22 protein-coding genes are annotated in these 22,042 nt (G+C 34.0%); 16 read left to right on the forward strand and 6 right to left on the reverse strand.

Features of this window, described 5'->3' with window-relative positions; all coding sequences use genetic code 11:
* Positions 1-118 precede the first annotated feature (118 nt).
* From IGI65_RS05855 to IGI65_RS05875, 5 genes are all read left to right on the forward strand, one after another.
* Positions 119-970, forward strand: a complete 852-nt coding sequence (locus IGI65_RS05855) for a PRD domain-containing protein (RefSeq protein WP_438773542.1) — start codon at positions 119-121, stop codon at positions 968-970.
* Between the two features lie 2 nt (positions 971-972).
* Positions 973-2,940, forward strand: coding sequence for an N-acetylglucosamine-specific PTS transporter subunit IIBC (gene nagE / locus IGI65_RS05860; protein ID WP_438773543.1), 1,968 nt, complete (start codon positions 973-975; stop codon positions 2,938-2,940).
* A 187-nt stretch (positions 2,941-3,127) separates the two neighbouring features.
* Entirely contained in the window at positions 3,128-4,405 is a 1,278-nt protein-coding gene (locus IGI65_RS05865) for a UDP-N-acetylglucosamine 1-carboxyvinyltransferase (RefSeq protein WP_438773544.1), read from the forward strand.
* The gene (rho, locus tag IGI65_RS05870; RefSeq protein ID WP_438773545.1) at positions 4,402-5,700 is read left to right on the forward strand and encodes a transcription termination factor Rho; all 1,299 of its coding nucleotides are present in this window, start codon (positions 4,402-4,404) and stop codon (positions 5,698-5,700) included. The genes IGI65_RS05865 and rho overlap by 4 nt, the downstream gene beginning before the upstream one ends.
* A 98-nt stretch (positions 5,701-5,798) precedes the next feature.
* Positions 5,799-6,062 (forward strand): type B 50S ribosomal protein L31, encoded by a 264-nt coding sequence (locus IGI65_RS05875; RefSeq protein WP_071863514.1) that lies wholly within the window; start codon positions 5,799-5,801, stop codon positions 6,060-6,062.
* 31 nt (positions 6,063-6,093) lie between these two features.
* On the opposite strand, the gene IGI65_RS05880 is transcribed toward IGI65_RS05875, so the two are convergent.
* The 4 genes from IGI65_RS05880 to IGI65_RS05895 form a co-directional block, all read right to left on the reverse strand.
* Positions 6,094-7,317: a site-specific integrase gene (locus tag IGI65_RS05880; RefSeq protein WP_071863515.1), complete on the reverse strand. Its 1,224-nt coding sequence runs from the start codon at positions 7,315-7,317 to the stop codon at positions 6,094-6,096.
* A gap of 94 nt (positions 7,318-7,411) precedes the next feature.
* The gene (locus IGI65_RS05885) at positions 7,412-7,684 is read right to left on the reverse strand and encodes a DNA-binding protein (RefSeq protein WP_071863516.1); all 273 of its coding nucleotides are present in this window, start codon (positions 7,682-7,684) and stop codon (positions 7,412-7,414) included.
* A 21-nt stretch (positions 7,685-7,705) separates the two neighbouring features.
* Positions 7,706-8,551: a rolling circle replication-associated protein gene (locus tag IGI65_RS05890; protein WP_095007162.1), complete on the reverse strand. Its 846-nt coding sequence runs from the start codon at positions 8,549-8,551 to the stop codon at positions 7,706-7,708.
* 204 nt (positions 8,552-8,755) lie between these two features.
* A complete protein-coding gene (locus IGI65_RS05895; RefSeq protein ID WP_071863518.1) occupies positions 8,756-9,106 on the reverse strand; it encodes a hypothetical protein in 351 nt (116 codons plus the stop codon).
* A gap of 178 nt (positions 9,107-9,284) precedes the next feature.
* Here IGI65_RS05895 and IGI65_RS05900 point away from each other — a divergent pair, with 178 nt between their 5' ends.
* The 9 genes from IGI65_RS05900 to IGI65_RS05940 all read left to right on the forward strand — a co-directional run bounded on the left by IGI65_RS05900 (position 9,285) and on the right by IGI65_RS05940 (position 18,343).
* On the forward strand, positions 9,285-10,145 hold the full coding sequence (locus IGI65_RS05900; RefSeq protein ID WP_438773546.1) for a helix-turn-helix domain-containing protein: 861 nt from the start codon (positions 9,285-9,287) through the stop codon (positions 10,143-10,145).
* Positions 10,146-10,168: 23 nt separating this feature from the next.
* Positions 10,169-10,900: a LytR/AlgR family response regulator transcription factor gene (locus IGI65_RS05905; protein WP_071863520.1), complete on the forward strand. Its 732-nt coding sequence runs from the start codon at positions 10,169-10,171 to the stop codon at positions 10,898-10,900.
* The gene (locus tag IGI65_RS05910) at positions 10,897-12,162 is read left to right on the forward strand and encodes a sensor histidine kinase (protein WP_071863521.1); all 1,266 of its coding nucleotides are present in this window, start codon (positions 10,897-10,899) and stop codon (positions 12,160-12,162) included. Before IGI65_RS05905 ends, IGI65_RS05910 begins: the two co-directional genes overlap by 4 nt.
* A gap of 651 nt (positions 12,163-12,813) precedes the next feature.
* Positions 12,814-13,290 carry a CPBP family glutamic-type intramembrane protease gene (locus IGI65_RS05915; protein ID WP_161870181.1) on the forward strand — a complete coding sequence of 159 codons (477 nt, stop codon included), beginning with the start codon at positions 12,814-12,816 and terminating at the stop codon, positions 13,288-13,290.
* Positions 13,291-13,527: 237 nt separating this feature from the next.
* The gene (locus IGI65_RS05920; RefSeq protein ID WP_438773547.1) at positions 13,528-13,773 is read left to right on the forward strand and encodes a hypothetical protein; all 246 of its coding nucleotides are present in this window, start codon (positions 13,528-13,530) and stop codon (positions 13,771-13,773) included.
* Positions 13,774-13,775: 2 nt separating this feature from the next.
* Positions 13,776-15,005 (forward strand): radical SAM/SPASM domain-containing protein, encoded by a 1,230-nt coding sequence (locus IGI65_RS05925; RefSeq protein ID WP_071863524.1) that lies wholly within the window; start codon positions 13,776-13,778, stop codon positions 15,003-15,005.
* A 21-nt stretch (positions 15,006-15,026) separates the two neighbouring features.
* A complete protein-coding gene (locus tag IGI65_RS05930; RefSeq protein WP_071863525.1) occupies positions 15,027-16,691 on the forward strand; it encodes an ABC transporter transmembrane domain-containing protein in 1,665 nt (554 codons plus the stop codon).
* A 15-nt stretch (positions 16,692-16,706) separates the two neighbouring features.
* Positions 16,707-17,594: an ABC transporter ATP-binding protein gene (locus tag IGI65_RS05935; protein WP_095007159.1), complete on the forward strand. Its 888-nt coding sequence runs from the start codon at positions 16,707-16,709 to the stop codon at positions 17,592-17,594.
* On the forward strand, positions 17,591-18,343 hold the full coding sequence (locus tag IGI65_RS05940) for an ABC transporter permease (RefSeq protein WP_071863527.1): 753 nt from the start codon (positions 17,591-17,593) through the stop codon (positions 18,341-18,343). The genes IGI65_RS05935 and IGI65_RS05940 overlap by 4 nt, the downstream gene beginning before the upstream one ends.
* A 135-nt stretch (positions 18,344-18,478) precedes the next feature.
* Here the strand turns inward: IGI65_RS05940 and IGI65_RS05945 are convergent, their stop codons facing one another.
* Together IGI65_RS05945 and IGI65_RS05950 are read right to left on the reverse strand one after the other, a co-directional pair.
* A complete protein-coding gene (locus tag IGI65_RS05945) occupies positions 18,479-20,899 on the reverse strand; it encodes a TrlF family AAA-like ATPase (RefSeq protein ID WP_346190129.1) in 2,421 nt (806 codons plus the stop codon).
* On the reverse strand, positions 20,785-21,063 hold the full coding sequence (locus tag IGI65_RS05950; protein WP_084035429.1) for a hypothetical protein: 279 nt from the start codon (positions 21,061-21,063) through the stop codon (positions 20,785-20,787). The genes IGI65_RS05945 and IGI65_RS05950 overlap by 115 nt, the downstream gene beginning before the upstream one ends.
* 284 nt (positions 21,064-21,347) lie before the next feature.
* Between IGI65_RS05950 and IGI65_RS05955 the strand changes: the two genes are divergently transcribed.
* Both IGI65_RS05955 and IGI65_RS05960 read left to right on the forward strand, forming a co-directional pair.
* Positions 21,348-21,530 carry a DNA cytosine methyltransferase gene (locus IGI65_RS05955; RefSeq protein ID WP_084035430.1) on the forward strand — a complete coding sequence of 61 codons (183 nt, stop codon included), beginning with the start codon at positions 21,348-21,350 and terminating at the stop codon, positions 21,528-21,530.
* A 35-nt stretch (positions 21,531-21,565) separates the two neighbouring features.
* The gene (locus IGI65_RS05960) at positions 21,566-21,943 is read left to right on the forward strand and encodes a DNA cytosine methyltransferase (protein WP_071863528.1); all 378 of its coding nucleotides are present in this window, start codon (positions 21,566-21,568) and stop codon (positions 21,941-21,943) included.
* The last annotated feature ends 99 nt before the right edge of the window (positions 21,944-22,042 follow it).

Raw genomic sequence — 22,042 nt, forward strand, 5'->3', positions numbered from 1 at the left:
CTAGATAATACTAGGCGTGGAAAAGGCTTGCTTCAAGGAATATGTTGAAGCTGGTTTTTTCACGTCTTTTTTATTTTTTAGTTACAAAAATACTTTCTTAAATCTGCAGAGGTGAACTATGAAAGTTAAAAAGTTATTGAATCAAAATGCAGTCTTAATCGATGACGACGGTCAAGAAAAAGTTGCAATTGGAAAAGGGATTGGTTTTAACAAGAAGAAAAATGATCTTGTCTTTGCAAAAGAAGTCGAGCGAATGTTTGTGATGGAACCAGATACGCAGGTGAAATTGCAAAATTTGCTAAATCAAATTGACGAAAAATTTTTGTTTGCAGCTGAACACATTGTGAATCATGCTGAAATGGTTCTGATGGAAAAATTAAATGAACACGTTTTAATTGCATTAACAGATCATTTGGCATTTAGTGCCGAAAACATTAGTAACGGTATTATTGTACGCAATAAACTTTTAAAAGAGATTGAGGTCTTGCATAAAGAGGAATTTGGGATTGCACAATGGGCAGTAGATTATTTAAATAATCAGCTTAAAATTCCTTATAGCTATGATGAAGCTGGTTATATTGCAATTCATTTACACAGTGCACGAAACGGTGAAAGAAATAATCATCGTAGTATTCGTGAGGTTACAATCGTTTCAGAAATCATGAATCTAATTGCAGCCGAATTGCAAATTGATCTGTATGCAGAAGCGATGGCACTTAATTATTCTCGTTTAGCCAATCACTTACGTTTATTACTGCAACGTTATCAAAAACAACAATATGCCGTTTTAGATGATGAGATTGTCGAAATGGTTCGAGAAAAATATCCAAAGAGTTATGAAATTGCCAAAAAAGTTAGAGTAATGCTGATTAAGCGCTATCAGTTGGCAACTTCTAGTGAAGAATTAGGCTATATTGCGATTCACATTGAAAGATTGAAACGAGTAGCTCAAAAAGAAGAGGAGAAATAATAATGAAAGCATATTTACAACGAATTGGGCGTTCTTTAATGCTACCAGTCGCAACTTTACCCGTAGCTGCACTTTTTATGGGAATTGGTTACTGGATTGACCCTAGTGGCTGGGGTGGCAACAATATTTTAGCTGCTTTTTTAATTAAAGCAGGTGGCACAATTTTAGACAACTTGGGAATTTTATTTGCAGTCGGTCTAGCTTATGGGATGTCAAAAGATAAAGATGGTGCTGCTGCACTAGCCGGGTTAGTGGCATTTTTGACACCTATGACATTAGTCAATAGTAATGCTGTCGCTTTGTTTACTAAAGTTGATGTTGAAAAAGTAAACGTCGCCTTTGGTGCAATTAATAATAAAAATGTCTTTATTGGTATTTTAGCCGGCTTAGTAGCAGCGGCAATGTACAATCGCTTTAGCAGTGTGAAATTACCAATGGCATTATCTTTTTTCAGTGGTAAAAGAGCAGTTCCAATCGTGACAGCCGGTTTAATGGCAATTATTTCCGCATTATTAATTTTTATTTGGCCACCGGTTTATAATGCACTCGTTGCTTTTGGTGAAATGATTTCAAGTATGGGACCAATTGGGGCAGGACTTTATGGCTTCTTTAACCGTTTATTGATTCCAACTGGGTTACACCATGCTTTAAACAACGTATTTTGGTTTAACTTAGCAGGAATTGATGATATTGGTAAATTCTGGGCAAGTGAAGGAACAAAAGGAATTACAGGGATGTATCAAGCTGGATTTTTCCCAGTTATGATGTTTGGTTTACCTGCTGGTGCATTGGCAATTTATCAATGCGCTAAACCTGAAAAGAAAAAAGTTACTGCATCATTAATGGTTGCTGCCGCTTTTGCATCATTTTTTACAGGTGTAACAGAGCCCCTAGAATTTTCATTTATGTTTGTGGCATGGCCTTTGTATGTGGTTCATGCAGCTTTAACTGGTATTTCGATGTTTATCGCAGCGACTTTTCATTGGACAGCGGGCTTTAATTTTAGTGCAGGATTCATTGACTTTTTCTTGAGTTTACGCGTTCCAATTGCTAATAAACCGTATATGTTAATTGTCTTAGGTTTAATTATGGCAGTTGTATATTATGTAACATTTATGTTTGTGATTAAGAAATTTAACTTGATGACACCTGGTCGTGAAGAAGATGAAGAAGAAGCGACAGAAGATATTGATCAATTTGTGGCTGCTGGAGATGATAAGTTTGCTACAATTGCAAACCAAATCTACAATGCCTTGGGCGGTGCAGCAAATGTTACTTCGATTGATAATTGTACGACGCGTTTGCGTTTACAGGTAAAAGATACTGGTACAGTGGATCAAGGGAAAATTAAACGTACTGGTATGCCTGGGGTTAAAGTAATCGATGATAAAAATATTCAAGTTATCGTTGGGACAGAAGTACAATTTGTCGCAGATGAAATGACTCGTTTACATCAAGGCGGTGTGTCAAATACAACTGTGAAAAACGAAGTACCAGTCGCAAAAACAATAACTAAAAAACAAGACATTTTTGCGATTAGTAATGGTACTGTAAAAGATATTACAAAAGTTAGTGATGATGTCTTTTCACAAAAAATGATGGGTGAAGGATTTGCAGTAACGCCAAGTGATGATGCTATTTTTACACCAGTAGCTGGTACGATTACAAGTGTTTTCCCAACTAAACATGCTGTTGGTATTAAAGCAGATAATGGCTTGGAGATCCTAGTACACATGGGAATTGATACTGTCAGTCTAAAAGGTGAACCCTTTACTGTTTTTGTAACAGAAGGGCAAAAAGTTGGTCGTGGTCAAATGTTAGCTAAAATGGATTTGGCTAAAGTAAAAGCTAGTGGAAAAGATAGCGATATTATGGTAGTTTGCACCAATAGCAATGAGTTAGCCCAGCTTGATGTAGCCTTGCAAAAGGTTAATGCCAATGATGTTATTGGCACAATTGAAAGTAAATAAATTGTAGAAAAGTAAAAGACACGTTCGTTTTTGAATTCATTTCCATCATCTATTATGGGAAAGATACGAAAACTTGCGTGTCTTTTTTTCTTATAAATCTTTTTAAGCTAAATGGTCCACTCTTTTGCAAAGAGCACGTCTGTGTTAAAATTAGCGAGTGTGAATAAAATAAGAATAGGTGGCTTTTATGAAAAAAATCATCATTAATGGTGGCCGTAAACTTCAAGGTGAAGTAACAATTAGTGGCGCCAAAAATAGCGCAGTCGCACTAATTCCGGCTGCAATTTTAGCAGACTCACCTGTCGTTTTAGAAGGTGTACCTGATATTAACGATGTGCATTCGTTAATGGAAATTTTAGAAGTTATGGGCGTCAAAGTCCAATTTGAAAATAATACAATGACGATTGATCCAACTGAAATTGTCTCAATACCAATGCCTAGTGGCAAAATCAATAGTTTGCGGGCTTCTTATTATTTTATGGGCGCTTTACTAGCTAAATTTGGCGAAGCTGTCGTGGGCTTACCTGGAGGCTGTTATTTAGGTCCACGTCCGATTGATTTACATATCAAAGGTTTCGAAGCTTTAGGGGCATCTGTTACTAATGAACATGGCGCGATGTATTTGCGGACTAAAAATAAAGAGTTAAAAGGTGAACGCATCTTTATGGATGTGGTTTCTATTGGTGCAACCATTAATGTTATGTTGGCAGCTGTAAAAGCCAAAGGTCGCACAATTATTGAAAATGCAGCACGAGAGCCTGAAATAATTGATGTTGCTACTTTGTTAAATAACATGGGGGCAAAAATTCGGGGAGCGGGAACTAATGAAATTAGAATTGAGGGTGTCGATGAATTACACGGCTGTCGCCATGCAATTATCCCAGACCGAATTGAAGCAGGTACTTATTTAGCGCTAGCGGCAGCTTGTGGCAATGGAATTAAAGTTCATAATGTAATTTATGAGCATTTAGAAAGTTACATCGCCAAATTAGAAGAATTAGGTGTTCCAATGGAGATCAGTGAAGATACCATTGAAGTCTTCCCAGTTGAAAAATTGAATCCTGTCCACATCAAAACTTACCCTTATCCTGGTTTTGCAACTGACTTGCAACAACCTATTACACCACTACTGATTAAAGCTAACGGAACTTCTGAAATTATCGATACGATTTATTCCAAACGTATCAATCATATCCCAGAACTTGTGCGCATGGGCGCCGATGCGCAAATAGAAGGCAATATGATGATTTTAAATGGGCCAAAACAATTACATGGGGCTGAAGTTATCGCTTCTGATTTACGGGCGGGAGCATGTCTTGTAATTGCTGGTTTGATGGCAGAAGGTACCACTACCATTATGAATGTAGAATATATTTTGCGCGGCTATGATCATATTATTGAAAAACTAACAGCTCTAGGTGCCGATGTTAAAATGATAGAAACAGAACGCGAGGATCAAGCATGAAAAAAGATTATTTAACAATGGCGGAGCTAGAAAATAGTACCTTAAAAGAGATTTATCAGTACGCTAAACAATTCAAAATTCCTTATTATAGTCAAATGAATAAAAAGGAATTATCATTAGCAGTCATTCGGGCTCAAGCTGAAAAGCAAGGCTTCTTTTATATGGAAGGTGTTTTAGATATTGTCGGTCAAGACGGTTACGGCTTTTTACGCCCCATTAATTATGGCCCTAGTGCTGAAGACATCTATATCTCTTCATCACAAATTCGCCGATTTGGTCTACGTAACGGTGACAAAGTTGCCGGTAAGGCCAGACCCCCTAAAGAATCTGAACGTTATTATGGCTTGATGCATGTTGAAAGCGTGAATGGAAAAGATCCAGAAGAAGCAAAAGAACGGCCGCATTTTCCAGCTTTAACTCCTCTTTATCCCGATCGTCAAATTCAATTAGAAACCAAAACGGGTCGTTTGGCAACGCGGATGATTGATATTTTTGCCCCAGTTGGTTTTGGCCAGCGAGGATTGATTGTCGCCCCACCAAAAGCAGGTAAAACAAGCATTTTAAAAGAAATCGCCAATGGCATCACCGACAATTATCCAGAGGTAGAACTAATTGTTTTACTAATTGATGAACGCCCAGAAGAAGTAACTGATTTAGAACGTAGTGTTAAAGGCGATGTTGTATCTTCGACATTTGATTTACAACCACAAAATCACACCCGTGTATCTGAACTTGTCTTAGAACGTGCCATGCGTTTAGTAGAAGACAAACGAGATGTTGTTATTTTGATGGACTCCATTACCCGTTTAGCACGAGCTTATAACTTAGTAGTACCGCCAAGTGGACGGACATTAAGTGGGGGGATTGATCCGGCTGCTTTATATAAGCCAAAGAAATTTTTCGGGGCAGCTCGTAATATTGAAGAAGGTGGCAGCTTAACCATTTTAGCTACTGCTTTAGTCGATACAGGCAGTAGAATGGACGATGTCATTTATGAAGAGTTCAAAGGAACAGGGAACATGGAGTTACATCTTTCCCGGGAACTAGCAGAACGTCGTATTTTCCCAGCTATTGATATTAAAAAATCAGGTACACGTAAAGAAGAATTATTAATGAAACCTGAACAATTAGAAGAAACATGGAAATTGCGGAACAATATGCTAGGTGATTCATTAGAATATACCGACCAATTTGTTCAATTTTTAAAGAAAACTAAAAATAATACCGCTCTTTTCAGTGCTTTTAAAGAAGTTTCTTTTGGAAAAAAGGCACCACGAAGAAATGTAAAAAGATAATTGCATCTCTAGATAAAACATGATAGTATATTCTTGTTGTAAATTAGACAAATAAACTCTGGCGCAGCAAATGAACCAGGGCAAAGGAGCGAAAGTAAATGAAAGCAGAAATCCATCCAGATTATCATCCAGTTGTATTCATGGACTCAACTACAGGTTTCAAATTCTTGTCAGGTTCTACTAAAACTTCACAAGAAACAGTTGAATGGGAAGATGGCAACACATACCCATTAATTCGGGTCGAAGTTACCTCTGACTCACATCCATTCTACACTGGTCGTCAAAAATTCACGCAAGCCGACGGACGTGTGGACCGTTTCAACAAAAAATACGGTCTCAAAGACGCAAACGCTGCGGAATAATCAAAACATTGTTAAATCAACGTTTAGCAGACTATCTGATAGGGATAGTCTGCTTTTTTTCGCTTTTGACCATACTTTTGACCTTCTGCAAACTTCCTTGTTTTTCCTCTGTGGAACTCATGAAATCCGCAAAACGATTTGCCGTTTCTTCTGTCTGTCTTTTCGTGACATGGGTGTAGATATCCATAGTCGTTTTAATATCTGTATGTCCTAACCGAACTTGAACTTCTTTAAGAGAAGCTCCGGATTCAAATAGCAGACTACAATGGGTATGACGAAAACCATGAGGTGTGATACGTTTTAAGTTATTTTCATTTATGATGATTTTCAAGTTGTGATTTACATAGTCTAAATAAAGTGGTTTGTTTTCTTCTGATACAAACAGGAGTTGTTCACCGTCTTTTGTAGGTTTAATTCCCATTCTCAGGAAGTATTCTTTTTGTTTCAACTGCCATCGTTTAATCACTTGTAAGGTTTCAGAGTCTATCGAAATTGTTCGAAGGCTCTTTTCTGTTTTGGGAACTTGGAATTTGATTTCCCATTTATCACATGTGGCTAAGGTTTGTTTAACAGAGAGTGTGCTTTTCTCAAAATCAATGTCTTTCCAACGTAAGGCTAAAAGTTCACCTTTTCGTAACCCGGTAAAAGCTAAGATCCGAAAAATCGGATAAATTGGATCAGGATAGTTTTTGGCAATTTCAAGGAATTCCAATAGTTCTTCCTTTTCATAGTAGGGTGCAGAATAGCGCTCTTCGTCAATCCGTTTCTTACGTTTAGGACGAATCACAGCATCCATGGGATTACTTCTGATGAGCCGTAAACTCAGAGCATACTTGAAAACAGATGAAGTCAAACCAATCAAGTTGGAATATTTTTTGTAATAGCTATACCAGTGGTTTACCTGTTTTTGACAATAAGGAATTGAAATTCTCGAGATTTTCAAATTTCCAAAAAGAGGAAAGATGTGCTTTTTATAAGCCAATTTTTGGGCGACATAGGTACTTTCACGAACCGTGTTTTTATATTGCTCAAACCATTCATCTGCCAGTTCTGAAAAAAGACGTTGTGAATTTGTCACCACATCATTTTCTTCTACTTGTACCATCAAGCGATTATAAGCCTTCTTAGCTTCTTGCAGTGATTTAAAACCACGTTTGGTGGTGTATTTCTTTTTTCCTGTAACCGGATCAATGCCAAGATATGCTTTAAACATATAGGCGATTGTCCCATTTTTCTTTTTATATTTTTTGATCATAATTGTCTCCTTTGATTCACTCGCCAGTATATCAAAGAGAAGATTTGCTCCTTTCTTATCGGTATCATAGTCAGCAACAACAGGTAAGTCAAGGTTAGATTTTTAGACTGTCTAAAAATAGTTTTACATCCTCACGATCAAAGCGAGTTTCTTTACCAAAAGGAATGACTTTCAATCCATGATCAATCCAATTATTGAGGCGTGTATCGCCAATCTTTAGTTGTTGTTTTAATTGTTTTCGCGTTGGGTAGGGAGGTAACTCCTTCATTTTTTGCTGCTGTGCTTCTTCCTCAATTCTTTGCTTCGTTAATTGAACAAGCTCTTCAATTATTTCTTGATTGAATTCAATCGGTACATTAACAGTCATATTTTTACCTACTTTCGAGATTCATTTTTTTATTTTTGTATAGCGAACAGTGCTTTCTTGAAAATCCATCACTTGTTCAGGATTTCCACCTTCATTTATCGCGCTGTAAAATATTGGACGTCTTACAAGATACTCATTGGTATAAAGTACGTCTTGATCTGTGGTATCAAAAGGTTGATCCACGAGTTGCTTCGTGACGCTGGGTACTTTGAGGTTACGGGATTTGAAGAACGCCTTCTTCTTATGCTCTTTCAAATCCAAGTCTTTATCGAAATATTTACTGATATAGCGCCCACGATTTTCGATACTATCCACATCAATCTTGTTGATTTTGACAAATCCATGTCCCCAGATAGTAGTAAGACGATTAATGGAGATAAAAGGGAAGTCAAACAGGATAATGTGATAATGGATCGCACCTCGTTCTTGTTTTTCCCACGTGGCTAGGTATTTTAGATGTGCTTTTTTTGTGTGATAGAGTTCGTAGTTTAGTCGTTTGATAAATTTTTTGAATTCATTATTCGCATAGGCAATGTCTTGAATGTTTTCTCTGAAAGTGAGGGTTAAAAATTTTGTTCGATTGTCAAAGTTCGTATCCACGAGTCGGGCAATTTCAAAGCGCATATTTTGATAGTATTTTTGTTTTCGTTTTAAGCTGTCGTATTGCCCTTGAGCGGATAGTTCATCATATTTTTTTCTTTTATCAGTAGTCGTATTTTCTTCTTCATAAAGCCAAGCTAATTCTTTCTTTCGTTTTGGGTTGGTTTCATTTTTTTCTGCTTTTTGTTTAGGAGTAATGATTGCTTCATAATCATAAATTTCAAGGTACGTGGGAGTTTCAATGATTTTCTGATTATAAGCTTTCAAAAATCATCACTCCTTGATGTGTATTCAGTTGTCAAAGAACCATCATTTTTCTCCTGATGTTGTTCTATAAATCAAGTTAAGGGGAAGTCCTGCAAAGCAGTCCTTCCAGCCTATGTGTTTATTGGGCGGTCTTAACGGACAGAAGCGGCTCTATGGCGCTGCCCCGCCGTTTCGTCCTAACCACCCAACAAACCCATAGGAAAATTAGTTTTGTACAGTGGAACTTTGTTTTTTCGGAATCAAAGTTGCCGCATCTGCTGTGGCCGATAAGCCATAACTGACGAATTGACCGTTTGAGCGGCCCCAAGGTGCAATCACTAAATTGGCAAATGTAACCATGGCCAACCCTTGTTGGGTAAGTTCTTCCGGAGTGATTATAGGATTTTCAGATTTGACTTTGACACTGATTTTCTCGTAGCGGAGTTTAGGTAGGATACATTCGTAACTCCAACCTAGAATTTCTCCATCTTTTTGCCAGCGAGTAACATTGACAACTTGGTATTCTTTTTCGAGTTTTTCTTTTGGTAAGGTGAGATCATTGATTTTAATTGGCATAATAGCCCTCCTTTTGGTATACGATAATTTATACGGTTGGTTTAAAAAATATAGACGGCCATCTATGATTTGCATTTTATACGTTTATTTATACGAAGTCAAGAGATTTAGCGAAAAAATATATACGAAATTTTATACGAGTGATATAATAGGGAAAATGACAAGGAGGAAGTAATCTATGTTTGGCTTATTACAACCTGATAAAGTGAAGGTAGGACAACGAATCAAAGAAATCAAAGAGAGTATGAATCTGTCCTTTACAGAGTTAGGCAACCGCTTGGGGAAAAAGAAACCAACAATCAGCTCGTATGTTCAAGGCTATGCGTTAGCCCCTGAAAGTGTCATTAACCAATTATCGAGTATTAGTGGGAAACCGGTAGGCTGGTTTTACTTTGGTGACATTGAAGAATATATTTCGGACTATTTGCAGTTAAAAGGTCAGAATAGGATTGTACAAGAACATCCAAAAGTTGTGAAAGCAATCAAAGAAGAGTTTTACACTGGGGAATTTAAAAATCCTGCATGGGAAAATGAAGTTGGTTATCCATGTGAGGAATTTATGGATGATTATTTTTATGAACTGCAACAAGAAGTCATTAAAGAAGAAATTCAAAGGATGGTACGTGATCAGATAAAGAATTTATCGATTGCCGACGAATTATCTAAACAGAAGAAAGATGAGGCAGTCACCGTTATTACAAGTGGAATCATCGAATACATGGATGTAGCCGGTGAATTTAATTATGAAAAAAAATATGATATGATTAATCTGGTTAAGCAGGAAGTCGATAAGTACGATTTTTTTGCAGACAGTAATTTTGAAGATCGGTATTTAGTAGGAAAACTAATAAATATCTTGGCAGATCAACAAAAAACTGTCGAACTTATCAATCGATTGTCCGAAGAACTGACGAAGAAATCCTTTTCCGGAAGATTTGGTGGGGAAGAATTGATAGAAGCATTTGAAACGTTACGTCCGGCACTAATCCAAATTTATAGTAAAGTCAGTACGGATGAATTGGAAGACTGGTTTAAATAAAAACTCTTGCTGGGAGGCTGGCTATGTACAAAATTGCAATATGTGATGACGAAGAGCTCCAAAGCACACTCCTAGAAAAAATGATCGATACCTATATGATAAATCAGGGCTTGGAAGTAGATATTGATATTTATAGCAGTGGAGAATCCTTATTGAGAGGGATTCGGAATCAAGAAATAGTTTATCAAATGATTTTTTTAGACATTGAAATGGATGGAATTAATGGCATTGAAACTGCTAAGTTTATCAGGGAAAGTGATCAACAAGTATTATTAAATTATATTACGAGCTTTGATGACTATACTCTTCAAAGCTTTGAAGTTTCACCATTTAGATATTTACTAAAGCCCGTTAAAGAAAATGAAATACGTATTCTCCTAGATGCAGCGGTTGATAAAATTTCTAGTGATAATCAATACCTTTTCGTAAAGGTTAATCGTACGCAATATCAAGTACGATGTGATCAAATAATTCGAATTACCTCCGAGAAGGGGAGAAAACTTCGAATCACCATGTGTAACAATCAGGAAGATATTGTTTACTATGCTCGCTTAAAAGACATTATAGCTAATCTGGGTAGTTCCATTTTTGTACAAGTAAATTACGGGACGATAATAAACCTAAATTATATTGAGCGAATAGAGGATACTATTGTTCATTTGACAAATGGAGATCAAGAGGTAATTAGTAGAGGGAAGAAGAAAAAATTTGTAGAGTGCTATAGAAACTTCATTGAAAGGTCATTAGGGATATGAAAGAATTATTTATACTTATATTGGCCATTTTTTTAGGCGCATTACAGGGATGGTATGTTGCGTTTTATTTGAGTAGCTTCTTAGAACTAAAAATAAAAAAAGTGTCTTTTTATACACTTTGCATACTATTGATTCTCTTTACAAAGATTTCAATAAATAGTCAAAATCTAAGGTTAAACTTAACCTATATTTTTTTTATTGTTGTAGCTGGATTAGTAATATTTTGTTTCTACGGACCAGCCCCAAAAAAGATGTACCATTACCTCTATGTAATTTTTTTATTTTTATTTCAGAATAGTTTACTGGTTGCTACACAGAGTGATCCTTCTAATATTGTTTTCTTACAGTTTATATTGTCTTATATATCAATTACAGTTTTGTCATTAATAATAATCTTTTTTCTTCACTATTTTAAGAGTACCAATGAAATTGGCTTGGCAACTAAAGAATATATTATGTTGTCTATAACCCCACTGTTATCGATAGGTACACTGATGTATCCGTTTCATTTTTCACAATTTGAGAGTATCTGGGTAAGTATTGGATTATTGATAGTAAATATTATGAACATTTTTTTATACAACTATCTAACTGAAAAAACTTACCTATTACAACAACAGACACTATCTGGAATGCAAAATCAGCACTATGACGAAATGTTAAGAAAACAATCAGAATTTCGTATTTTAAAGCATGATTTAAAAAATCTATTATTAAGTATAAATTTCCAGTTAGCGCAAGGAAATGTTGATACAGCACAGAAGTTGTTAGAAAATATTACTCTAACTGCTACGTCTTCATTCCAAACATATACTGGCTGTTGGCCCATTGATACTGTACTAAGTAGTAAGATAAATGAAATGAATACTGAAAACATTTTATACTCACTGGATCTAAAAATTCCGGCAGATCTTGATTTTAAGCATAATGTTGTCGATATCTGTGCGATTCTTGGAAATATATTAGATAATGCGATAGAAGAATGTAATAGAATAGACTCCCCGAAAAAAGAGATAAAAATCTCTATTCATTATCGTGATGATAAAATCATTATGAAAGTAACTAATCCGGCTAGGATAAATAATCTGAATATTTCTAGTAAGCTGATCCGGTCAGCGAAAAGAAAGGGAAGATACGGATTAGGAATAAATAGTATTAGAGAACGAGTTCAGAAATTAGAGGGATACTCTGATTTTTCATGGAATGAAAATGAGTTTAAAGTTTTGATTATTATTCCAGTAGGGCAGAGTATTGCACAATAAACTACTTTTTCCTAAACCAATTCACAAAATAATATAGTAAACCTCCATAGGAAGCTATATAAGGTTCTTATGGAGTTTTTTTGCATCTAAAAAAGGATCCAATAATACTTTTTTTACAGATTACTACATAAAAACTAGCAGTTTACAACGATAAAGCTAAAAAGAAGAATATAGGTACTATACTTTGGGTGTCGACGAGGAATTAAGTTCTAAATCTTCGGACAAATACTTTAAGAAAGTGGGGAATTCGTTATGCTATTCTTTTCAACGAAAAAGAGCAAAAAGGCGGGTTGCGTATCTGTAGGTGCACTATTCTGTGCATCTGTGGGTCACTACATTAAAGAAATTAAAAGTGATGTTTAAAAGCAATCGACTGAACTTTATTAGTCATTATTTCTGACTCAATAAGGTTCGAATCAAACGAAGAGCAACAACTTTATAGCGATGACATTACGTTAGAAAGTGGTGTCATCGCTATATTGAAAGGTGTGAATTCCTACGAATAATCTAACTAAGGGTGAAAGTTTAAAATATGAAAAGCTAAACAGTCTGTTTTTCAGTACTGCTATTTCGGTACTAACTGGAATTTGCTTGCTAGTGTTTATCTTGCTCGGTAGTATTCTCCCGTTTGAGTCAACGATTTTGATTAGTATGACTTTACCTATTTTAGTTTCTCTGTTTATTATTCCTTTGATATATATCTTGGTTTTATCGAGAAGCAATCGGAATCTCTTAGATCTAAAATGTAGAAAACGAGAAATAGCTTATACCGCTGTTGGAATTTTGCTTTTTTCGTTGATTTACTTTGTTACTAATAAAGATAAGTTTGGTAGTCAAATTACTTTATTTCTAATGATTCACTATATGATAGCGGCCTTTTGTGAAGAGTTCTTGTATCGAAATATCATTTTAAAAAGATTACTAGAGTCTTGGGGAATTATTTCTAGTATCATTATCAGTTCGGTAATTTTTTCAGTGATTGGACATATTGGAGAATCGCCAGTGGACAATTTGATTTACAGGTTTCCATTAGGCGTTTTCTTTTGTATCTTTCGCTTAAAATCAAAATCATTGTTATATACCTCAGCTATACATGCATTTTATAACTTAATTTTGATTGCTGCGTAGAAGTACTGAACAGGAGAAATAGGAAAGAAAAAAGGGGGAAGACTCTTGTTTAAAAGAATAGTGAGGTTTATTTTTCCGATTTTATTTGTACTATTGTGGATATACAACGTCCTACAAATTAAAACTTTCAACTTATTATCAGTGTTTTTCTTAATTGTTCTTATCCCGATAGTTCTTTATTCATTGTCTGTCGTGTTTATTGTACCAAGTGTTGGAAGTATCAAAAGATGTATCGTTATGGACGTCGTTTTATCAATTGGATATTCATTCGCATTGTTCTTCTCTATTGGTTTAATAGTATCAGAGAAAGTTGTCAATCAAATTAAAGCAAACACAGAAGAATTTGCTGGAAAATCAGGAAATTTAACAATTGCAGATGTAAATTTCAGCAATAATTTTTCGACCATATTAATGATATTTTTATTAACGTTTGTAATCATTGAGCTTTTTAGAATTATAGTCAAAAAAATGAAAAGAGGATAGAAATGTATATTAATCCTGATGTAGCTTATGCAAAGGTAAAAGATATTGATATGCTTTTCAATTTTGATAATGGCGTTGTTGCAGGAATTGATCAACGAGGGTTGGCATTTTATAAAGATGTAATAAGTCATCAAGTCTCAGAAAAAAATCAATTAACTGATGAGGAATCAGATTTCTTTAACTATCTAATTGAAAATGAATTTATTTCAGATAGTCCATTTATAAAGAAAGATCAAGTTGTCACTGCTTACTTACATTTGACAAACAGATGTAATCTACACTGTGTGGGTTGCTACTCTTATGATGAGAAAAGAAATCGTGATGAAGATTTAACTCTTGAGGATATGCTTAATGGAATAAGACTGCTTAAAGATGCTGGAATTGAAAACCTTGTTTTTTCAGGTGGGGAGCCTCTACTAAGACGGGATCTTATTAAAATTTTGAGATTCGCGAAAGTAGAGTGTCAGATACCAAATATTGTATTAATTACAAATGGGACAGTTTATAACAAAACGATTATTTCTGAAATGTCTAAATTCGTTGATACAGTTTCTGTTTCTGTGGATTCATATTCAGCCGAATGTCCTTCATTTATTAGAGATTCAGGTATATTCAATAGAATAATGGATACCGTTTCATTGTTAAAGGAGAATGGAAATAACGTAAATCTCATTCCCACAGTTCATCATTTAAATGCAGATAAACTTTTGGAATATGTAAACTTGGCTGAAAAGATGGGAGTATCTGTTAGTTTTAGTATTCTTTCAGCGTGTTTTGAAGGGGAAATGAAAAGATTCCTTCCAAATGCTAAAGACATTAGAAGTATCAGTAATTTTATGATTGATAGTGATTTAAGTCTAGAGGATAGTGCAATTAGAGGAGAAACACTACAAGCAGAAAACTATTGCGGAGCTGGAAAGACTATGATTTCTATTGGTACTGACGGAAACGTTTATCCGTGTCATATGCTTATGGAGGAGAAGTTTTGTTTGGGAAATATTAAAGACCATACGATTGTTCACATGCGTGAGAATACCAATAAACTTTTTTCCTCTATATCGGTAGACAATGTTAAAGGTTGTAATAGATGTGAATACAAATATTTGTGTGGAGGAGGGTGTCGTGCGAGAGCCTATATGAAACATCGTGATATATACAAAAAAGATCCTTATTGCGAGTTATTTTTTAACTATTACGAAAATCTAACTACAAATCTTTTTCTAAACAATTAATCATAATTTTAGGGGTATGAAATGACTAAGATAATTATGAAGGAAAAAATATTAGTGATACAATTTTCTATTCTTTCACTGATAGCTAGCTTAATAGGAATTTCTTTTGCTCCGATTATTCAAAATTTTATCGATGCGATTTCCAAAAAAAATTGGAAAATGTTTTATATCACCCTGTGTTTATTTTTTATATTTTTGATAATTAACTTTTTATTTCATTTCTTAAGTGTGAAATCTGAGTCTCACCTACTTCAAAAAATCCATATTTCGGTTAAAAGTAGAATAATCAGAAGTATTCTTCACATGAATATAACTCAGTATGAAAAATCTACTGTAGGTGAGAAAATTAATCTTTTCAATTACGACCTAGAAGTTTTTGAACAGTATTTTCTGGACAATATCTTACAACTAATTCAAAGCTCTTTTATTCTTTTTTTTGCCTTTGGTTATCTGCTATTACTAAGCCCATTAGTTGCTTTTGTGGTATTTTTTTGTTCTGTTATTTCCTTAATAATTCCTTCCTTACTAGGTAAGAAAATAGATGCATTGACTGAAAAAACTTCAAGATTGAAAAGTAATTATCTGAATGACCTTAAGGATATTTTTGGAGGATTTACAGTGATCAAATCCTTTCAAGTTGAGGAAAGATTTGAGAAAAGGAATCGCAGTTTTTTAGAACAAATGGAGAATAATCAACAAAAACTAAAAAATCAAAATGGTGCTTATAATTTGATGATGGGAACGCTCCAGTATTTCAATTTGATTATTTGTTTATGTACAAGCGGCTTTTTAGTTTTATCAAACAGGTTATCATTGGGCGAGATGGTAGCAGTTACTCAAATGGCAAATATGATAATTCAACCCTTGCAAGTTTTTGGAACGTCAGTAATAGAGATAATTGGAAGTAAAACTATACGAACTAAGTTAGAAAAATATGTAGACAAAATAGATTCTCCTACTGAAATGCCCAATATTTTGGATGAACCATTTGAAAAACTTCAGTTGAAAAATGTCAGTTATGAGTCAGAAAAGGGTATAACAATTTTAGATAATATCAATTTGGTTTTTGAAAAGGGTAAAAAATATGCCATTGTTGGTAAGAGTGGAAGTGGAAAAACTACTTTGCTAAAAATTATCGGTGGATTATTGAATTGTTATAGTGGTGAAATAATCTATAACGGAAAAAATCTAAGCAAATCAGATGAGAAGATAAGATCTTCATTTGCCCATCAGGAACCGTATATCTTCAATGATAATCTAAAAAATAATATTACACTTTTGTCTGAACGAAGTAAGAAGGAAGTAGAAAAAGCTATCCGTATGGCTAAGCTTCCTAGGATTAGGGCTCGATATGGAAGTTCTAAATTTAGTGAAAATGGGAATTCACTATCTGGTGGTGAAAAGCAAAGGATAGCTATTGCAAGATTAATTGCAGATCAATCAAACCTGCTCCTTATGGATGAAGTGACTTCAGCATTGGATTATAAAACAGGAGGAGATATTTTGGAAGAACTTCTGTCAATAGTAGACTATACAATTGTTTTTATCACGCATGATCTTCGAGAAAATATTTTGGGTTCTGTTGATGAGGTGATTTTTATTGATAACGGCACTATCGTTGAACAAGGTAGTTATTCGGAAATTTTGAACCATGATGGACTCTTTAAAAAATTGAAAAACTCCTGATAAGGAAGGGATTTTATGGAACTATTACTTTCTGTCAATCAATTAGTAAAGAAATATGACACTAAAACAGTCTTAGATAATGTTTCATTTGAGATAACGAAAGGGGAAATAGTTGGATTACTTGGAGTAAATGGATCAGGTAAGACTACTTTAATGAAGGTGATACTTGGCCTAACCTCTTCTGAAGCTGGCGAAATTAAGTATAAGGGAAACTCGAATTATTTGAAGTCCTTTAAAAGTATAAGGGAATTTGGTTATCTGTTAGATTGTAAATTATTTGAATATTTGAGTGGGTATGACAACTTGTATACTGTCGGAAAATATGCAAATCATTGGCAAGGAAAAACTAAGACTGAAATTGCAGAAGAAATTAATGGACTATTGGATTTGGTTGACTTACCAAATTCTAAGAAGAGAGTGAAGGGTTATTCATTCGGGATGAAACAGCGACTTGGATTAGCAATGGCTTTAATGGGGACACCAGATTTCCTAATATTAGATGAACCGTTTGTGGGTTTAGATCCAGTGGGAATTGAGCACTTACTTGGCTTCATCTCGAATTTGAGAAAGGACTTGGATATTACGATATTGATATCGTCACATCAGTTAAATGAAGTTGAGCAGATTAGTGATAGATATTTATATATTACTAATCAGAAAGTTAAGGAAGTGACGAAAAACTCTAGTAAGAAATACCTTATCAAGTTGAATAATCCAGATAAGCTATTACTTAATCAATTGCAATCAATTGCTGATATAAAGCATAACGATGTTTTATTTGAGGCAAAGAATGAACTGATTGATAGGGTTTTAAAGATTATCTATCAAAATCATGGGGAGATTACTGATATTCAGGTAACGAATGATAATTTGGTAGATTTATTTAGAGGTGATTCTAAATGAGGGATGTTATCAACGTAGAACTATTTAAAATGTGGAAAAGAAAAATTTTTATTGGTATTTTTTTACTTAGTAATTTTTCTTTAGTCTATTCTTTGGGAATTTATTTCAATTGGAGTTTCATAGATATAAATGGGAAATTGGATCTTATCTCTTTTTCTACAAGTATGTGGGCCTTATTAATGATGCTCGGAATTCCACTTGTCTTATTTACTTTCTTAGCTGCAGGGACTCTAGGTGGAGAAATTTCTGATGGGCAATTCACGTTAGAAATCACACGAGTCAGATCAATAAAATCATTGGCTTTAGGGAAGTTTATTTCGATTGTAGAGGTATTAGTGTCATTTTATATCCTTAGCATGGCTCTTTCCAGTCTATACTATATTGTTTTTGTAGCGAGATCAAAAAATGGATTGGGAATCAGTTGGGATATTGAAGGTTACCATAGTCGCTTGCTCCTTGTGAGTATTTGTGGAGTATTATTTCTTATTATGTTTATTTCTATAGCGATGGTAGTGTCAGTAAACTTCGGAACTTTTAGGGCAGTCCTCTTATCTTTATCTATTTATGTTTTATTGAAATTTATTTCTAGCATTCAGAGCATTCGTATATGGATACCAGGGTATTATACATTAATTGATGATAATGATTTCTCATTGCTAATAGTAACGTACCAATTGTTTATAATGGGATTTATTATTGGAACACTGATTTATGTGACTATTAATTTTTTGGAAAAAAAAGATTACTAGTAAAATTATCGACATATAAATAGAGAAATTTTATATTAATTTAACTAAGTATTCTTATTTTAAGAGCTCCGTATCAATCTTATCAATACCTCCATACAAAAAGGCCCAACTTATGTGAGGCCTTTTTTAGTACTTTTAATTTTTCCACAAATTATAGATTTCGGTTCTCTTATTAAAGGCTTCTTGTCCACCTTCCATAATATCTACAATCTTATTTTGAATTAGTTTATCATCAATACTCCCAGTAGTAGTTTCGATCTTTTCTGGATCATATGAAACAGCGATTACTTGCTCAGAATCTCCCAAAACAGGGATATTCGCATTATGGGTTGCAAAAATGAATTGGACATCCGGCTTTCTAAGCTTAATCTCTTTAATTATTTCGTTATAGATAACTTGATTATCTAAATCATCTTCAGGCTGATCAATCATTATTAAGTTGTTATCTTTTTGCGAAAGAATAAATAGAACTAAAGCCGAAGCCCGTTGACCAATGGAGTGCTTCGTAATAGGTTTTCCATGGTAATTTATGGTTATTAAATTTGGTGTTCTGATTTTTAGAAAAGAATTGTAATTTTCTCTTACCCTTTGTTTAACTTTGACTACATGTGATTCGGGTAGCACGGAAGATATAATTTTTCCTTCATCAAGAAACACATCAATAACTAATGCTGTAAAATCTGGCAGGACTTCTAATAATTGGTTATATCCAGAAGTAGTAACTCCGGTGCCCTTTAAACTAGATTTCAACTTTGTTAGAAAAGTAGTTTTATTTCCTTTAAACGAAATTGCTAATTGTAAGGAATCTTGACTTGCATTAATTTTAGCTATCTCACTTTTATAAATATCCAACTCTTCAAGTAAAGCATCATTTCTTTGAGAAATTAAAACTTTAAGCTCAGTAGTTAGTATGTCTTTCTCAGAATTATGACTAATAATCTTCTGAATAGATTCAATTAATTCAGCTTCCCTTATTTTCAAATTTGAAAATTCATCTGGATTTAAGTTAGGAATATCAATTTCTCTTTTGATTTCTGCAAATTCTTCTTCTAAAGAAGTCACAATTGAATTAAATGTGCTTGATAAAGATTCTATTTCATTTTGTGATTTCTCAACAATCGTAATTATTTTTTCAATATCTTTTAGCGTATTAGTTATGTTTTTAATCTCTATTTTTAAATCGTTAAATACAGTAGGTATTTCTTCTGAGTCAATGGACTCCAACGAAATTAGTTCAGATATATTATCTGACGAGATAATCTCTTTTAGAGCTTGTTTATATTTCTTAACGAATTTATTGATTTTGTCAATAGTCAGTTTATCTTTTTGAAAGTTTACTTGTTTTGAAAGTTTATCTGATAGTCCTTTTTCTTCAAAAATTTTTATTTTATACTCAATGTCAGATAACGTATTCGATAGATCTGTAACAGAGTCTATTTTATCTTCCAAGGTTATAAGTTCTTTAATCTTATCTGATATTTCATTTTCAACAGCTAAAGTTTTAGTGTGTAAAGACGGGAGTGCTTCACCAACCATCTTATCTAATAAATTTAATTCAAATCCATTATCCATTGAAGAGAGATCTTTTTGCCCAAAGTACAATGGTGATTTTAAAATTGAACTTGCCCTTGCACCTATTACTTGATTGTTTGCATCAGTAACGTGAAGCTGTTCACCTAGAATTCTTTTAATTTTATATGATTTACCGAAGTTATCATACAACTTTAAAATAATTTGCCCACCAGATCCGAGAAGATTACTAACCACATCTTTTTTGTAATCTGAATCAGATGAAGAGGGGGACATGTCTAGTGCATACCTTATTGCCTCTATGATGCTTGATTTGCCGCTTCCCCTTATTCCGATTAAACAGTTTAATTCCGCAGATAAATTAATTATTTGCTTATTTAGCTTTCCACCGATAAACTCAATTGATTGAATATAACCGTGAGTTATTTCCGGTTTTGTAGAAGAAATTCGATTTTTGAAATCTTTAAAAGCGAGCATTACAGCATCAAAACAGTTATCTCCAATTTTTATGTAGCTATGTTTCCCTTTACCAATATCCAAAATCGATTTACAGTCAGAGCCCTCAATATAGGGTAGTTCGTAACCCATCCACTCTTTGATTTGCCGCATTTTATCTCTAGTTCTACCTTTTTGTAAACCGAGAATTCGAGATTTGAAATCTGAGTGGTTCGCTAACGAGTTTATGAGGCCGCCATTACATTCTTCATAAAAACCGCTTTTTTGCTCTATGTGCGCCATTAGAATAAAATAGTCTTTACCATAAGAATTTAATGTGGACATTACTTGTGGAAGGTCTTGAGCGCATCTTGTATTTTCGTTCTCTCGATTGTCTATGTTTTTAAATACCTCATCTAGGAACTGATTAATTGATTCTTTCTGTCCGTTAATCCAATCGGTATCTTTAAATACTATTAGACAATGAATACCATTAGAACCTTCTTTAACAGATAGTTCAACACCAGGAAGAAGAATAATATCGGATTTATTAGCTTTTTTTTGAGTGCTTTGAATTCTCCTAAATCGAATTTATTGTGATTGGTAATAACCCCTAATCCGATTTTTTCTTCCTTTAATTTATCAATATAGTCCGAAACAAATCTGTCCTCATCTCCTGAATATTTGAATTCTTTATCTTTTCTGGTGTGAAGATGAAAGTCTGCGCGAATCCATTGAGTACCATTTTCAAACATATTTTTCCTCCCGATTTTTGGTATGTATATTGATAAATGTACATCATTGGAAACGCTTTGTATAGATGATAAGATAAAACAAATGTGTTTTGCAAATTAGATTTGTGTATTGTGACCCCAATCGCAAAGATACCTCGTGATTGAGGTATCTTTGCGATATTTATAGAATTATTTTTTTCGTTTCCATAAATAAACACTAGAAGAGATTGTAATAAAAAGTACTCCAATCAATACTAATCTAGTGTTAGTATAAACCGTCTCGTAATAATCAGTTTGCGGTTAGAATATATAAAAAACGTTGTCCGGAAACACATGTAACAAATGAAGATTTTAATGAGATAGATAAGACCAGTATTCCAGATATGGACTTATTAGTACAAGGATTTCCTTGTCAGGACTACTCCGTTGCTTCATCAGGAGCTAAAGGAATAGAAGGTAAAAAAGGAGTGCTAATGTACTTGCTTTAAGAACAATAATCAAGCCGAATATTGAAGATGATTCATTGTATTTATCACAGAAACAAAAAAAGAAGTTTGCTGAGATACAGGCGGATTTTCGAGAGATAAAAATATCTAAAACGGGGCATCCTTATAAATGTGGAGTGGGAGCAATTACCTATCCAGACAGTTTGGACGAACCAGCAAGAACAATGATTACGAGTGAGCACACAATTTCTAAAATGAGTCATGTTGTTAAAGATTCGGGGAACAATAAAAAAAGATTAATCTCTCCTGAAGAAGCAGAATTATTTAATATGTTCCAGGAGAGATGGAAAAAAACAGAGTGTATCACTAATACAAATCGATATTTTACGATGGGAAATGCGTTAGTTGTAGGACTTGTAACAGAAATTGGTAAAGAGATAGTAGAAACTATTTAAGTTGGAATCAAATGATGTAGAGTAGGATAACTAAAAGTTTTTAGATAAAAATATTTAATTGTTGAATGCTGTGAAATTGGTTGATAGAATTGAATCGGC

Source organism: Enterococcus sp. DIV0755b (genome assembly GCF_051713765.1).
GTDB classification, from domain to species: Bacteria; Bacillota; Bacilli; order Lactobacillales; family Enterococcaceae; genus Enterococcus_C; species Enterococcus_C canintestini.

Excerpts from the sequence above, each read along its gene's own strand:
- IGI65_RS05855 (WP_438773542.1), top strand. The coding sequence starts at position 119 with ATGAAAGTTAAAAAGTTATTGAATCAAAATGCAGTCTTAATCGATGAC.
- nagE (WP_438773543.1), top strand. The coding sequence starts at position 973 with ATGAAAGCATATTTACAACGAATTGGGCGTTCTTTAATGCTACCAGTC.
- IGI65_RS05865 (WP_438773544.1), top strand. The coding sequence starts at position 3,128 with ATGAAAAAAATCATCATTAATGGTGGCCGTAAACTTCAAGGTGAAGTA.
- rho (WP_438773545.1), top strand. The coding sequence starts at position 4,402 with ATGAAAAAAGATTATTTAACAATGGCGGAGCTAGAAAATAGTACCTTA.
- IGI65_RS05875 (WP_071863514.1), top strand. The coding sequence starts at position 5,799 with ATGAAAGCAGAAATCCATCCAGATTATCATCCAGTTGTATTCATGGAC.
- IGI65_RS05880 (WP_071863515.1), bottom strand. The coding sequence starts at position 7,317 with ATGATCAAAAAATATAAAAAGAAAAATGGGACAATCGCCTATATGTTT.
- IGI65_RS05885 (WP_071863516.1), bottom strand. The coding sequence starts at position 7,684 with ATGACTGTTAATGTACCGATTGAATTCAATCAAGAAATAATTGAAGAG.
- IGI65_RS05895 (WP_071863518.1), bottom strand. The coding sequence starts at position 9,106 with ATGCCAATTAAAATCAATGATCTCACCTTACCAAAAGAAAAACTCGAA.
- IGI65_RS05900 (WP_438773546.1), top strand. The coding sequence starts at position 9,285 with ATGTTTGGCTTATTACAACCTGATAAAGTGAAGGTAGGACAACGAATC.
- IGI65_RS05905 (WP_071863520.1), top strand. The coding sequence starts at position 10,169 with ATGTACAAAATTGCAATATGTGATGACGAAGAGCTCCAAAGCACACTC.
- IGI65_RS05910 (WP_071863521.1), top strand. The coding sequence starts at position 10,897 with ATGAAAGAATTATTTATACTTATATTGGCCATTTTTTTAGGCGCATTA.
- IGI65_RS05915 (WP_161870181.1), top strand. The coding sequence starts at position 12,814 with ATGACTTTACCTATTTTAGTTTCTCTGTTTATTATTCCTTTGATATAT.
- IGI65_RS05920 (WP_438773547.1), top strand. The coding sequence starts at position 13,528 with ATGGACGTCGTTTTATCAATTGGATATTCATTCGCATTGTTCTTCTCT.
- IGI65_RS05925 (WP_071863524.1), top strand. The coding sequence starts at position 13,776 with ATGTATATTAATCCTGATGTAGCTTATGCAAAGGTAAAAGATATTGAT.
- IGI65_RS05930 (WP_071863525.1), top strand. The coding sequence starts at position 15,027 with ATGACTAAGATAATTATGAAGGAAAAAATATTAGTGATACAATTTTCT.
- IGI65_RS05935 (WP_095007159.1), top strand. The coding sequence starts at position 16,707 with ATGGAACTATTACTTTCTGTCAATCAATTAGTAAAGAAATATGACACT.
- IGI65_RS05940 (WP_071863527.1), top strand. The coding sequence starts at position 17,591 with ATGAGGGATGTTATCAACGTAGAACTATTTAAAATGTGGAAAAGAAAA.
- IGI65_RS05950 (WP_084035429.1), bottom strand. The coding sequence starts at position 21,063 with ATGTTTGAAAATGGTACTCAATGGATTCGCGCAGACTTTCATCTTCAC.